This is a genomic window from Thermodesulfobacteriota bacterium, from assembly GCA_040753795.1.
GTDB lineage: Bacteria > Desulfobacterota > Desulfobacteria > Desulfobacterales > Desulfosudaceae > JBFMDX01.
The window spans coordinates 24565-37908 of record JBFMDX010000019.1 but is presented as its reverse complement, the minus strand read 5'-3'; the positions used below and the strand labels follow the sequence as shown (position 1 = coordinate 37908).

At 57.4% G+C, this 13344-nt stretch carries 11 protein-coding genes and 1 other RNA gene; 6 read left to right on the top strand and 6 right to left on the bottom strand.

The genetic code is table 11. From position 1 onward, the window contains the following. Nucleotides 1–9: 9 nt before the first annotated feature. Entirely contained in the window at nt 10–1506 is a 1497-nt protein-coding gene (locus AB1724_17210) for a DUF1302 family protein (GenBank protein ID MEW6079548.1), read from the top strand. Here AB1724_17210 and tilS read toward each other — a convergent pair. Beyond that, nucleotides 1503–2963, bottom strand: a complete 1461-nt coding sequence (gene tilS, locus AB1724_17205; protein ID MEW6079547.1) for a tRNA lysidine(34) synthetase TilS — start codon at nt 2961–2963, stop codon at nt 1503–1505. The genes AB1724_17210 and tilS overlap by 4 nt on opposite strands. A gap of 137 nt (nt 2964–3100) precedes the next feature. Between tilS and ffs the strand changes: the two genes are divergently transcribed. From ffs to dnaK, 3 genes are all read left to right on the top strand, one after another. Beyond that, an RNA gene (ffs, locus tag AB1724_17200) (signal recognition particle sRNA large type) lies at nt 3101–3342 on the top strand. A gap of 152 nt (nt 3343–3494) precedes the next feature. Then, nucleotides 3495–4148, top strand: coding sequence for a nucleotide exchange factor GrpE (grpE, locus tag AB1724_17195; GenBank protein ID MEW6079546.1), 654 nt, complete (start codon nt 3495–3497; stop codon nt 4146–4148). Nucleotides 4149–4221: 73 nt separating this feature from the next. Continuing rightward, entirely contained in the window at nt 4222–6159 is a 1938-nt protein-coding gene (gene dnaK / locus AB1724_17190; protein MEW6079545.1) for a molecular chaperone DnaK, read from the top strand. A gap of 143 nt (nt 6160–6302) precedes the next feature. Here dnaK and AB1724_17185 read toward each other — a convergent pair whose 3' ends face one another. Then, entirely contained in the window at nt 6303–6608 is a 306-nt protein-coding gene (locus tag AB1724_17185) for a zf-TFIIB domain-containing protein (GenBank protein ID MEW6079544.1), read from the bottom strand. Nucleotides 6609–6897: 289 nt separating this feature from the next. On the opposite strand from AB1724_17185, the gene AB1724_17180 reads away from it, so the two are divergent. Further along, nucleotides 6898–7413, top strand: coding sequence for a hypothetical protein (locus AB1724_17180; GenBank protein MEW6079543.1), 516 nt, complete (start codon nt 6898–6900; stop codon nt 7411–7413). Nucleotides 7414–7422: 9 nt separating this feature from the next. On the opposite strand, the gene AB1724_17175 is transcribed toward AB1724_17180, so the two are convergent. The 4 genes from AB1724_17175 to thrS are packed head-to-tail and all read right to left on the bottom strand — an operon-like array spanning nt 7423 to nt 11989. Beyond that, on the bottom strand, nt 7423–9000 hold the full coding sequence (locus tag AB1724_17175; GenBank protein MEW6079542.1) for an AMP-binding protein: 1578 nt from the start codon (nt 8998–9000) through the stop codon (nt 7423–7425). Between the two features lie 6 nt (nt 9001–9006). Continuing rightward, nucleotides 9007–9510, bottom strand: a complete 504-nt coding sequence (locus tag AB1724_17170) for a MogA/MoaB family molybdenum cofactor biosynthesis protein (protein ID MEW6079541.1) — start codon at nt 9508–9510, stop codon at nt 9007–9009. Between the two features lie 9 nt (nt 9511–9519). Continuing rightward, the gene (gene pyrR, locus AB1724_17165) at nt 9520–10062 is read right to left on the bottom strand and encodes a bifunctional pyr operon transcriptional regulator/uracil phosphoribosyltransferase PyrR (GenBank protein ID MEW6079540.1); all 543 of its coding nucleotides are present in this window, start codon (nt 10060–10062) and stop codon (nt 9520–9522) included. 16 nt (nt 10063–10078) lie between these two features. Next, entirely contained in the window at nt 10079–11989 is a 1911-nt protein-coding gene (gene thrS, locus AB1724_17160) for a threonine--tRNA ligase (protein MEW6079539.1), read from the bottom strand. Nucleotides 11990–12158: 169 nt separating this feature from the next. Between thrS and AB1724_17155 the strand changes: the two genes are divergently transcribed. Beyond that, nucleotides 12159–13313: an HRDC domain-containing protein gene (locus AB1724_17155; GenBank protein ID MEW6079538.1), complete on the top strand. Its 1155-nt coding sequence runs from the start codon at nt 12159–12161 to the stop codon at nt 13311–13313. Nucleotides 13314–13344 lie beyond the last annotated feature (31 nt).

Here is a 13344-nt window from a genome sequence, read left to right as displayed (position 1 = left end):
AAGAATATTATGAATATAAGCGACATGATTTCCGGCCGGATGCTGCTGATTTGCGGCCTGTTATTCATTATCCCCCTGACTGTTCAGGCCGACACCGCTGCCGAAACCGCCAATCCGCCGCCGACGGCGGCGGCGCTGACTTCGGAGATACAGAGCGTCCTTTCCGGATTTGAAGAAACCGGTGATACCCCTGTTTATCAGGCGGCATCCGGTGCCGAACCATCCGAACGGGCCTGGGATCTTTCCGGTGAGATCACCCTGGCGGCCGTCTGCAACATCAGCCATGAAGCCCCGGACGCCGGTCAGACCGACTACCGGGGCCTCTCCCGTCTGCGACCCGAACTGGTTTTAAATCTTGATGTCGACCTCTCCGATGAATGGCGCTGCAGGGCGGGGGGACGGGGGTTCCGGGATTTTGCCTATGCCATTCAGGGAAGGGACGAATTTCCCCACCAGGTCCTGGACGAATATGAGAGTGAGGTCGAGTTGACGGAAGCCTATATCGAGGGGCCGATCCTGCCCGCGCTTGACCTGAAGGCAGGACGTCAGATCGTTGTCTGGGGAAATACCGAAAATTTCCGGGTGACCGACATGTTAAACCCCATCGACAACCGGGACCCCGCCATGGTGGATATCGAAGACCTCCGGCTGCCCGTCGGCATGGCCAAACTCAGCTATTATCCCGGAGACTACGCCCTTTCGGTGATGGCGATCCCGGAAATACGGTTTGACAAGCAGCCGGTACTGGGCAACGATTTTTATCCCTTTGACCGGACGCTGCCGCCCGAGGACGAACCGGACTCCGGTTTTGAAAACACCGAGGTGGCCCTGTCCCTCAAGGGGATCTTCCGCGGCTGGGATCTTTCGCTGTATGGCGCCTACCTGTTCAACGATGAAAGCCACTTTGAAACCACGGGCTCGCGGGACATGGTGGTGGGCCAGGCGCCCCTGCCCGACGGCGGCCTGGCGCCGATCATTGTCCAAGTGCCGGTTTTCCAGCGGCGGCACGCCCGGCTGGCCATGACCGGATGTTCGCTCAACGTGGCTCGCGGCAGCTGGCTGTATAAAACCGAAATTGCCTATACCGACGGCCTTCAATTCAATACCACCCCCGATGAAAAAAGCCGGATCAGGGGACTGGCGGGCATTGAGTATTCCGGATTGACCAACACGCTGATCGTTATTGAACTGGTGCAGACCCACCTGTTTGACTATGAGAAGCCGATGGGGGAATCACCCGACGATACCGAAGAGAACCGGTTTGAAACCGCTTTTCGCGTCTCACGCGACCTGTTTCATGACCGCCTGGAATTGATGCTGCTGATCATGGCCACCGGCGGCAGGGCCCAGGACGGCGCCTTTGAGCGCCTGACCGCCGAGTACGAGATCACCGATGACCTCGCTTTCACCGCGGGCTGCATCTTCTATCATGACGGCGACAGCGTCATGTACGGCAATATTCATGATAACAACCGGGTGTATATGAACCTGAAGTACAACTTTTAACGACCGGACGCAGGCGGGCCGACCAGTTCCGCCTTCAGTATCCGGGTGGTATCCGGTGTGATCTTTACCGGATCGGCCATGCGGAAACCCGCCAGCCAGGCGATCTTTCCGCCGGAGACAACCACCGGGCAGCACCGACGCAGATGCCGGGGAACCTTACGGTTGATGAAAAAATCCTTGACCTTCTGATGACCCGTCATGCCCAGGGGGACAAACCGGTCGCCGGGCCGGGCGTTTCTGATGGTCAGGGGAAAGGAAAGCCTCTCCAGATCGAACAGGGCGACGCCCTCCCCGCCGACGGTCACATCATGAATATCCGCCCGGCTGATGACGGTAAAATCGACCCTTGCGCCGGTTTCCGGAATCATCAGAGAAAAATCCGCCGCCCCGTCAGGGAAAAGGGTATAAGAAAAAACCGGCGCGGCGGCGGCCTTTTTCCGGCGCCGTCCCGGCGTCAGGCGGAAAACAAGCCGGTCGCCTGATTTCGTCACCGTAACCCCGTCCGGCAAATCCAGGACAGCCGACTGATTTCTATCCATCAATTCAATGACTTCATCCGTCTGGACAAAGGTGATCCGCCGCAGGTCGCCCTTGATCATGGCCAGGGCTTTCCGGACCAGACGCCGCCCAACCGCCCGCGGCTGATCCTTCAATAATATTAAGGAAAGAGCGATTTCATCATTCTCCGGCGGCAACACAACGGCGGAGAAGATCCTGGAAACCACCGGCTCCAGCCACTCCTCCTCCTGCCGTAGGATATCGGACAGATGATTCAGATTCTCCGTAATGTGGGGGTTAAAGGTTTGCCGCAAACGGGGAATAAGCTCATGGCGAACCCGGTTCCTCAAAAAATTCAAATCGTTGTTGGTCGCGTCCGTAATGAATTCCAGCCGCTCCCGGCCGGCCGCGGCCTCAATCTCCGCTCTGGTCACATTAATAAAAGGACGGATGATCCTCCCCTCCCGTACGGGCGGGATGCCGGACAGGCCCGCTGGTCCGCTGCCGCGAAGCAGCGCCATCAGGACCTGTTCGGCATTGTCGTCGGCATGATGGGCGGTGGCGATTCTGTCATACCCATGGGCTGCGGCTGTTTTGTAAAAAAAATCATACCGCAGCCGTCGGGCGGCCTCTTCCAGGGAAAGCCGATGCTTTTCCGCGAACCGGGCCGAATCGACGACCGCCGTGTGACAGGGCAGGCCGTATCCGTCCGCCAGCCGCTGGACAAAATCCATGTCATTATCCGCGTCCCGCCCCCGCAGACCGTGATTCAAATGCGCCACACCGATCCGCGAGACGACAAGCCTGTCGGCCAGTTTCACCAGACACCACAGCAGGGTCACGGAATCCACCCCGCCGGACACGCCGACCAGAATGGATTCGCCCCGGCCGACCATGTCATGATCGGCCATTGCCCGGGCAACGGTTGTCACCATATCCGCCCTGATACCGGTTGCCACCCTTGTCTTCCCTTCTGCTTAACTTTCCACGCCATCGGCGCCTTGAGCCCTTGCCCTTTTACAATAGCGATTCTGAATACCACTGGCAAATATTTACTTGAAACATAGCCACCGAATGGTATAATCCGCCCACCTGGTTGTACTAGGCGGGGAGATAGCGGTGCCCTATACCTGAAATCCGCTTTATGCAGGGCTGAGTTCCCCCTGAAGGCTAACGCCCCGAAATGTCGTCCGTTCTGGCCGGCCGCCGTGCAACCGACGGCCGGGAACCTCGTCAGGTCCGGAAGGAAGCAGCGATAACCGGTGCGGTCGGTGTCATGGATCGATCCCGGTCATGTTACGGTCGTTGTCTCGGCGCATGTCGACAGGGGGTGTACAACCAGGTTCTTTTATTTTTTCCCTCCCTTTCTTGACAATACCTTATTTAACCTTATCTTTTTTGTTAATCAAAACGTTCTGAAACTGCTTGGAAAAATTCGTTTTGCGGGCTGGCTGGCCCGGCGAAACGGTAAACGGATACAGGTGACTGTGGTGAAAAAGGACAAAACCGGAAAAGATCATGCGGAGGAGACCAGCCAGACGGATGGCAAACTTCCGGTAGAAGAAGGTGGACAGGCTGAAAAAAGGGACCGGGTTGGTGTCCGGATCGAAGTAAAAACGGACAAACCGGGGGAAAAAGCGGAGGAAAGCGCCCCGGAGAAAGAAATGGATCCGATCGCTCAACTGCAGGAAGCGCTGGAAACCGTAAAAAAGGAAAAAGAGGAGCTCAACGACCGTTTCTTAAGATCGGCGGCTGAGTTTGATAATTACAAAAAGCGTTTGGACAGGCAATGGGCTGATTTTAAAAAATACGCCAACGAATCCCTTGTCCGGGAACTGCTGGGCGTGGTGGACAATCTGGAACGGGCCATTGTCGCTTCGGCTGAAAACGCCGCCATCAACGCCTGTATCATCGATGGCGTGAAAATGACCCTGGACGAAATTTTAAAAGTGCTCGACCGGTTCGGCGTAAAGCCGATCAAAGCCGCTGGTGAAAAGTTCGATCCCAACTTTCATCAGGCGGTTTCAACGCGGAAAGCGGACGATGTGGAAGGCAATGTCGTCCTGGAGGAATATCAGAAAGGCTATTTGATCCATGACCGGCTGCTGCGGCCGGCCATGGTGGTTGTTTCCGCCTCGGAATAAGGAAACCGGGTCGGTCGACTGAAGAAACAGACAATGAGAACATCTTAATATACAGGCTCGGAAGGAGAAACCAATGGCTAAAACAATCGGAATCGATCTTGGCACCACCAACTCTTGCGTGGCGCTGATGGAAGGCGGGGACGTTAAAGTCATCACCAACCCCGAAGGGGGACGGACCACACCTTCCGTTGTGGCAATTAACGACGACGGCGAAAGACTGGTCGGGCAGGTCGCCAAACGGCAGGCCATCACCAACCCGGAGCATACCGTCTTCGGCGTCAAACGGCTGATCGGGAGAAAATACGATTCAGCCGAGGTGCAGTACGATATCAAGATGCTGCCCTATAAAATCGAAAAAGCAGGCAACGGCGACGTGCGCATCAATATACAGGGCAAGCAGCACAGCCCGGCGGAAATATCCTCCTTTATTCTGGCGGATATCAAGCACACGGCCGAAGAATACCTGGGAGAAAAAGTAACCGATGCCGTCATCACGGTGCCGGCATATTTTAACGACAGCCAGCGTCAGGCCACCAAGGACGCCGGAAAGATAGCGGGCTTAAACGTCCTGCGCATCATCAACGAGCCCACGGCCGCGGCCCTGGCCTACGGCCTGGACAAGAAGAAAGACGAGAAGATCGCCGTCTTCGACCTGGGCGGCGGCACCTTTGATATTTCCATCCTGGAACTGGGCGATGGGGTATTTGAGGTCAAGTCCACCAACGGTGACACCCACCTGGGCGGCGAGGATTTCGACCTGCGGGTGGTGGATTACCTGGCCAACGAGTTCAAGAAAGATCAGGGCATCGACCTGCGCAAGGACAAGATGGCCCTGCAGCGGCTCAAGGAAGCGTCCGAGAAAGCCAAAATGGAGTTATCCACGGCCCTGCAGACGGACATCAACCTGCCCTTTATCACCGCTGATGCCAGCGGGCCCAAGCATCTCAATATCAAACTGACCCGGGCCAAGCTGGAAGAGCTGGTGGCCGATCTGCTGGACAAGATGACCGGCCCCTGCCAGACGGCCCTGAAGGACTCGGGTTTCTCCACCGGCCAGATCGACGAGGTCATCCTGGTCGGCGGAATGTCCCGCATGCCGGCGGTCCAGGAGCGGGTCAAGAAAATCTTCGGCAAGGAGCCCAACAAAAGCGTCAACCCGGACGAAGTGGTGGCCATGGGCGCGGCCATTCAGGCCGGCGTACTGCAGGGGGATGTCAATGATGTTCTGCTGCTGGATGTGACTCCGCTTTCCCTGGGAATTGAAACCCTGGGCGGCGTCATGACCCGGTTGATCGAGAAGAACACCACCATACCGACCAAGAAGAGCCAGGTGTTCTCCACGGCCGCGGACAACCAGCCGGCGGTGTCCATCCACGTGCTCCAGGGCGAACGGCAGATGGCCGAAGGCAACAAGACCCTGGGCCGATTCGAACTGACCGACATTCCGCCGGCCCCGAGGGGCGTGCCCCAGATCGAAGTCACTTTCGATATCGACGCCAACGGTATCGTCAACGTGTCCGCCAAGGACCTGGGCACCGGCAAACAGCAGTCCATTAAGATCACCGCCTCCAGCGGCCTCTCCAAGGAGGAGATCGACCGGCTGGTGAAGGACGCCGAGGCCCATGCCGAAGACGACAAAAGGAAAAAGGAGCTGGTGGAGGCTCAGAATACCGCCGACGCCATGATCTACCAGACGGAAAAATCCCTGAAGGATTTCGGCGCGGACAAGCTTGACGCCGGCACCAAGGCCGATATCGAGAGCAAGGTCGAAGCCCTGAAGAAGATCAAGGACGGCAACGACCTGGAAGGCATCAAGCGGGCCACCGAGGAACTGTCCCAGGCTTCCCACAAACTGGCCGAGGCCATGTACAAGCAGGCTTCCCAGGAAGGCGCCCAGCAGAACGCGGGCGGACCGGGACCGGACAGCGGAGCCGGTGGCGGTCAGCAGCAGGCCGGTCGCAAGGACGATGATGACGTGATCGACGCGGACTACGAGTCGGCCGACAAATAATATCAACACTACCCTGAAAAAAGAGAAAGTCCGCGGGGGATCATCCTCCCGCGGACTTTTTTATTAATCAAACCGGCTGTCGGCCATAATTCTTCGGACCGCCGATTGTCCGGTAGTCCGGCAACAACATCGCTCTAAAGCGGTTATTTCTTAAAAACGGAAAACAGCTTACCGAGGACGTTCTCGCCCAGATCGGTAACGGCCGCCAGCTCGCCCTTGTCAAGCCAGATGCCTTCGCAATCCGAGCAGCGGTCGATTTTAATGCCGCGATAATCGATTTCCACCAGCTGCATGCCGCATTTCGGGCACTGCATATGGTGTAGCTTCTTTAAGCGTTCTTTCTCGGCGGCTGCCATTTTGTGCTGTTTTTCCTGTTCCACCTTTTTCAGGCGTTCGAATTCGCGAAGCGCGAAATATTCTTCTTCTTTTTCTGTCGGTTGCACGGGCATCTTGCTTCTCCTTTTGTTGGTCAGATAAATTAAAAAATTATGTTTATGACAATATATTTACTGATGACGTCCCAGTGTGTCAATAAAAAACGGGGGCTTGCTTATATAGACCGGCCGGGCGGGAGTCATTCTGCCGTTTCCGCGCCGGACGCTTTTTAAAACCTAAAGGCAGGCACATTGCCTCACTCGCCGGCAGATATAAAATATATTGACTTTACGGAAGAAAAACAGAAAATTATTAAACGTAAAGATTTGAATGGAATCTTTGCGATGGCTGGAGGAGCCGACCGTGAACAATTTTTTCAAGTGCTTGAGTTGCGTTCTGCTGATTTTCCTTCTTGCCGGGGACATCGTCATCCGTGCCGACGATGCGATCCCGTCACCGGGCACCGAAACGCCGTCGCTGAACACTACCACGGCCGGCGCCATTACCGTGGCGCTCAACATCGCCCCCCGGCAGGACAAAGGCAAACTCTATTTTGACGTGGAGACCAACCTGCCGGACGGCATGCGCTTCATGGCCTCTATCCGGGATGAGTACGGTTTTGTCTGCAAAGCCGGCAGCACCATGGAACGGATCGACGTCGATGTTGAAAACGGAAAAATGGAAGTGGGCCCGTTCCCCTTTCACGGCAAGGTCTTTCCCGCCGGAGAGTATAAATTTTACATCAACAGCTATCCGGCGGAAAATCAGCCGGAAAAAGTGGCAGCCGTCATCGGGGGCAACGGTGCCCGGTTAACCGGCCCGGTAGTGGCCGATGGGATCGTGGCGTTCGGGAAAGAGTTCATGATCTCCGGCCAGTAATCATCATCCTTATCCCACCTTGAAGCTCTCCTCAACCCCGGCATACTTCTTCCGCAGTTTTGGCTTTTCAATCTTCCCGGTGGGATTGCGGGGAATGGTATCGAAAAAGAACTTTCGCGGCCGTTTGTACCGGGGCAGTTGCGAGCAGAACGCCGTCAACTCCTCGACGGTAATGGCCTGCCCCTCCTTGGGCTGAATGATGGCCGTAGCGATCTCACCCAGCCGCAGACTGGGCAGGCCGATCACGGCGGCGTCATGAATCTTCGGGTGGGTAAACAGAAAGCTTTCGATATCCACCGGGTACACATTTTCTCCACCGGTAATAATGACGTCTTTCTTCCGGTCAACCAGCCAGATAAACCCGTCTTCATCTTCCCGGGCCATGTCTCCGGTCAGGAGCCAGCCGCTTTTAAGCACCTGGTCCGTGGCTTCGGGATTGTTATAGTAGGCTTTCATGACGCCGGGACCGCGTACCATAAGCTCGCCGATGGTTCCCCTGGCCACGGGGTTCAGGGACTCGTCAACGATGCGGGTCTCCCAGTCGAAGCCGGCCCGGCCGATGGCGCCCACCTTGTGCATGTTCTCCACTCCCAGATGGACGCAGCCGGGGCCGGTGGTTTCCGTAAGACCGTAGTTGGTGTCGTACTGGTGATGGGGAAATATTTTCTTCCATTCCCGGATCAGGCTGGCGGGCACGGGCTGAGCCCCGATATGCATCAGGCGCCATTGATCCAGCCGGTAATCGGACAGAAGAATGTCCTTGTTTTCAATGGCGAACAGGATATCCAGCGCCCAGGGAACCAGCAGCCAGACCACCGTGATCTTTTCCTCGGATATGGCTTCGATGACCCATCGGGGCTCCACCCCCTTCATGATGACGGCCCTGGCACCGACGATAAAATTGCCGAACCAGTGCATCTTGGCACCGGTGTGATAGAGGGGAGGGATGCACAGGAAATTGTCCTCATGGGTCTGGCCGTGATGGTGGTTCTCAACATAGCAGGAGAATTCCAGGTTGCGGTGGGTCAGAAGCGTGGCCTTGGGATCACCGGTGGTCCCGGAAGTAAAATACAGGGCGGCGTCATCTTCGGCGGCAAGCACCACCTCCGGCGCGACGGGCGGAAACTCCCGCAAGAGATCGGCATAGGAGCGACAATAGCCAGGGCGGATCGATTCGTCGCCGGTAAAAATATAAGTCTCCACGCTCCGGTCAAGGGCGTCCTTGACGGCATTGACCCGGTCGATGAACTCCTCGCCGAAAATCATCACCCGGGCCCCGGCGGTTTTCACGCACTTTTCAATGGTCTCGGCCATAAACCGGAAGTTGAGGGGCACGGCCAGGGCGCCGGTGCGCAGAATCCCGAAATAGATGGGCAGCCAGTCCAGGCAGTTGGTCATCAGCTGTACCACCCGGTCGCCCTTTTTGACACCGGCGGCTATCAGCGCCTGAGCGACGCGGTTGCTGCGGGCGTCAAACTCCTCCCAGTTGATTTCCGTACGCCGGCCCTCAGCCGGGCTGCGCTCGATCAGGGCCACCTCCGCGCCATACACGCGCGCGTTCCTGGCCAGAATTTCCGTAATCAGCATAATTCCTTACTCGTTCAGATGTTTGGCCAGATGCCCGGCTTCCGGGAAAATCAGGTTGCGGCAGATGAGCTTGCAGGCGTTAAGACTGCCGGGGATGCAGCAGACCACGGCCTTGCCGACGATGCCGGCCGTGGCCCGGGAGAGGATGGCGGCAGAATCGATCTCTTCGAAACTGAGCTGCGCCACCACCGGCCCGAAGGCGGTCAGCTCCTTGCGGAACAGGGGCCGCACCGCTTCGATGGTGACATCTTTTCCCGCCAGACCGGTGCCGCCGGTCATGATGACCAGTTGCGGTCCATGCTGGTTGATGGTTTCGCAAAGCGCGGCCCGGATGGCCCGGACGTCGTCAATGATCACCCGGTGACAGACCACCGTGTGATGCTCCTTTTCCGCCTCCTTCCGGATCCACTGCCCGCCGTCGTCATTTTCCAGTGTTCGCGTGCTGGAAATGGAAAGAACGCCGACCTTCAGCCGGGACGGCGCGTGCTGTTTGTGTTCCTTGCTGCCCATGCGTCCGCCTTATCCTCTGACCACCACCAGGTCGCTCTCGTCGCATTCGGCCAGCATCACGTTGACCGTCTGCACCCGGCTGGTTTCTATGGATTTACCCACGTAATCGGCCCGGATGGGCAACTCTCTCAAGCCCCGGTCGACCAGCACCGCCAGCTCCACCCGGGACGGCCGGCCGAAATCGGTCAGGGCGTCCAGGGCGGCCCGGGTCGTGCGCCCGGTAAACAGAACGTCATCCACCAGGACCACGCGCCGGTCATCGACCGAGAAAGCGATGTCCGTGGACTGCACCACCGGCTGATAACTGATCCGGGTCCAGTCATCCCGGTAAAGCGTAATATCAACGGTACCGGTCCGCACGTTTTCACCCGTCATCCCGGCGATCACGGCGCCGATCCGCCGGGCCAGGAACACCCCCCGGGTATGGATACCGATGAGGGCCAGATCCTTGACCGTGCCCTCCCCTCTGTCAACGATCTCCCGGGCGATTCTTTCCAGTGCCTTCCTGATTTCGTCGGCATTCAACAAAACGGTTGTATCACCTGCCTGCATGGTGGCCTCCAGTCGCTCAAAAAATTTCAGGATCCCGGCTTTTCCCCCGGATATGGGCACAAACCCGGTCAAGGAACGCTTCCATGGTCACGCCCTGCCGGACCTTGCCTTCCAGCGTTCTCACCGACAGGGTACCGGATTCTTTTTCACGGTCGCCCAGGGTGATGACCAGGGGAATCTTGTTGAGCTGGGCTTCCCGCACCTTCTTGTTCAGGCTCTCGGTGCGGCTGTCGACTTCCGTCCGGATGCCTGAATTTTCGAGTCTTTCCCGGATCTCTCCGGCAAAAGAGATCAGGGCGTCGTTCATCGGCAGCAGCACCGCCTGAACCGGGGCCAGCCATAACGGAAATTTGCCGGCGAAATGTTCGATCAGAATGCCGAAAAACCGTTCGATGGAACCGTAGACGACGCGGTGGATCATCACCGGCCGCTGCTTGCTGTTGTTATGATCGATATAGCTCAAGTCAAACCGCTCCGGCAGGGACATATCCAGCTGAATGGTGCCGCACTGCCAGGTCCGGCCGATGGCGTCCTTGATATGGATGTCGATCTTGGGGCCGTAAAAGGCGCCGTCTCCCTCGTTGACCTGGTATCCTTTTCCGTACGTTTCCAGCGCACCCTTCAATCCCCGGGTGGCCTTTTCCCACTGTTCGTCGGTGCCGATGGATTTTTTCGGCCGGGTGGACAGCTCCAGGTGAAAGCCCAGACCGAAGGTGCCGTAAATCCGCTCCACCAGCCGGAGCACCCCCAGGATCTCCGGTTCGATCTGATCGGGCATCATGAATATATGGGCGTCGTCCTGGTGAAAGGCCCGGACCCGGAACAGGCCGGACAGCACCCCGCTCAACTCGTGGCGGTGCACCAGCCCGATTTCCGCGGCCCGCAGAGGAAGCTCCCGGTAGGAATAAATTTTTTCATTATAGAGCAGCATGCCGCCGGGACAGTTCATGGGTTTGATGGCATACTGGCTGCCCTCAATTTCCGAGATATACATGTTCTCCCGGTAGTTTTCCCAGTGGCCGCTTCGCTCCCAGAGCTTCCGGTCCAGCATGACCGGCGTCTTGACTTCCACGTATCCGGCCGCCTTGTGCTCCTGCCGCCAGTAATCCAGCAGGATATTCCACATGACCATGCCCCGGGGATGGAAAAAGGGCATGCCGGCCGCTTCCTGATGAAAGCTGAACAGATCGAGCTGGGCGCCGATTTTACGATGGTCCCGTTTTTTCGCCTCTTCGATCAGCTCCAGGTAGGCGTTCAATTCCTTCTTCGTGAAAAACGCGGTGCCGTAAAGCCGCTGAAGCTGTTCCCGCTGCTGATCCGCCCGCCAGTAAGCACCGGACACCTTCATCAGCTTGATGGCGCCGATAAACCCGGTATGGGGCACGTGCGGTCCCCGGCACAGGTCGGAAAAATCACCGTTGGTGTAAATGGAAATGGTTTCGCCCTCAAGGCCCTCGATGATTTCCGTCTTGTATTTCTGGCCCTGGTAAAGGCGAAGGGCCTCTTCCCGGGATACTTCCCGGCGGACAAAGGGCGTTTTGTTTTTGATGATGGCCTGGATTTCCGCCTCGATTTTGGGAAACACCTCCTCGGAAACCGGCTCCATGTCGATATCGTAATAGAAGCCGTCGGCCACCACCGGCCCGATGGTCAATTCCGCTTTTTCAAACAGGTGCTGAACGGCCTCGGCCATGATGTGGGCGGCACTGTGCCGCATGATCTCCAGGGCCTCCTTGTCCCGGGTGGTGATCAACCGGACCGCGGCGTCCCTGTCCACCCGGGAAGACAGGTCGCACAGGACGCCATCGAGCTCCATGGCCACGCTGCTGCGCCAGAGCCCATCGGAAATCGACCGGGCGATATCATCGCCGGTCGGCGGGGAATCAAATTGTCGGACACTTTTATCAGGAAGTGTAATGGTAATCATTTGAATCAGCTCCAGAAAAACCGCGCTTATGAATTCATTGACATTCCGCCATGAGGTGAATAACATATTGAAAAAATGACAATCCGGTCAAGGAAAAAAAACAGGACGGCACTTTTTGCCGCCTGGCGACCCTGTTGAAACGATCTTATGGAATAGAAAAGAACGGCTGTTGAATCTCCCGACCGAACCCGGCCCGCCATACCGACTGGTTACTTCCAGCCAGGAACTGGCCCAGATCGTGCCCTCCCTCATGAAAGAAAAAGTCATCGCGGTGGATGTGGAGGCCGATTCCATGTTTCATTTTACCGAAAAGGTCTGTCTGCTCCAGATCGCCACCGTCAGCCAGTGCCTGATCATCGACCCCCTGGCCGCCGTCGACCTTTTTCTTCTGAAACCCTTGTTCCTGGCACCGGAAATCACCAAGATTTTTCATGGCGCCAGTTACGATGTCCGCTGCCTGGGCATGTGCTGTGACATTACCATCAACAACCTGTTTGATACGGAAATCGCCTGCCGCTTTCTGGGAATCGGAGAAAGCGGCCTGAACGCGGTGGTGCAGCAGACTTTTCAGGTCGCCCTGGACAAGAAATACCAGAAAAAAGACTGGTCCCGGAGGCCCCTTCCCGCCGAGATGCTGGAATACGCGGCCCGGGATGTACATTACCTGATCCCCCTGCGGGCCATCCTGGCAGAACGCCTGGCGCAGATGCGCCGGGCATCCTGGGTGGAAGAGGAGTGCCGCATGATCAGCATCGTTCGCTGCCTGCCGGAAAATGGCCAGCCGCTGTTTCTCAAGGTCAAGGGTGCCGGACGACTTGACCGGCACGGCCTGGCGATCCTGGAAAATCTCCTGCAAAAACGGATGGACATCGCCAGAAAAAAGGACCTGCCGCCTTTCAAAATAATCGGCAACACCGCCCTGATCCGGCTGGCCGAAGAGAAGCCGGCCAGCCGCAACGCGCTGAAACAATCGCGCATCCTGTCGGACAAACAGGTGTCCATGTATGCGGAGCCGATATGTCTGGCCATCCGGGAAGCGCTGGAGAAAAAAGAGGATGACCTTCCGGTTTACCCGCGGGAAAAGCATAAGCCCCTCTCCCGCAAGGCGACCCTCCGGGTTGACGCCCTGAAGCAGTGGCGCGAGGCCACCGCCGCCAGGCTCGCCATGGATCCCGGGCTGATCCTTCCCAACGCCCTGGCCATCGGCATCGCCCGGGAAAACCCCCGAAGCCTGGAACAACTGGACAGGGTCGGGGAAATGAAGGAGTGGCGAAAGAAGGAGTTCGGGGAGGAGATCGTACGGGTCCTCAGCGAAATTAAATGACGGGGGAATGAGGTTCGAGGTTCAGGGTACA

Excerpts from the sequence above, each read along its gene's own strand:
- AB1724_17210 (MEW6079548.1), top strand. The coding sequence starts at position 10 with ATGAATATAAGCGACATGATTTCCGGCCGGATGCTGCTGATTTGCGGC.
- dnaK (MEW6079545.1), top strand. The coding sequence starts at position 4,222 with ATGGCTAAAACAATCGGAATCGATCTTGGCACCACCAACTCTTGCGTG.
- AB1724_17185 (MEW6079544.1), bottom strand. The coding sequence starts at position 6,608 with ATGCCCGTGCAACCGACAGAAAAAGAAGAAGAATATTTCGCGCTTCGC.
- AB1724_17175 (MEW6079542.1), bottom strand. The coding sequence starts at position 9,000 with ATGCTGATTACGGAAATTCTGGCCAGGAACGCGCGCGTGTATGGCGCG.
- AB1724_17170 (MEW6079541.1), bottom strand. The coding sequence starts at position 9,510 with ATGGGCAGCAAGGAACACAAACAGCACGCGCCGTCCCGGCTGAAGGTC.
- pyrR (MEW6079540.1), bottom strand. The coding sequence starts at position 10,062 with ATGCAGGCAGGTGATACAACCGTTTTGTTGAATGCCGACGAAATCAGG.
- thrS (MEW6079539.1), bottom strand. The coding sequence starts at position 11,989 with ATGATTACCATTACACTTCCTGATAAAAGTGTCCGACAATTTGATTCC.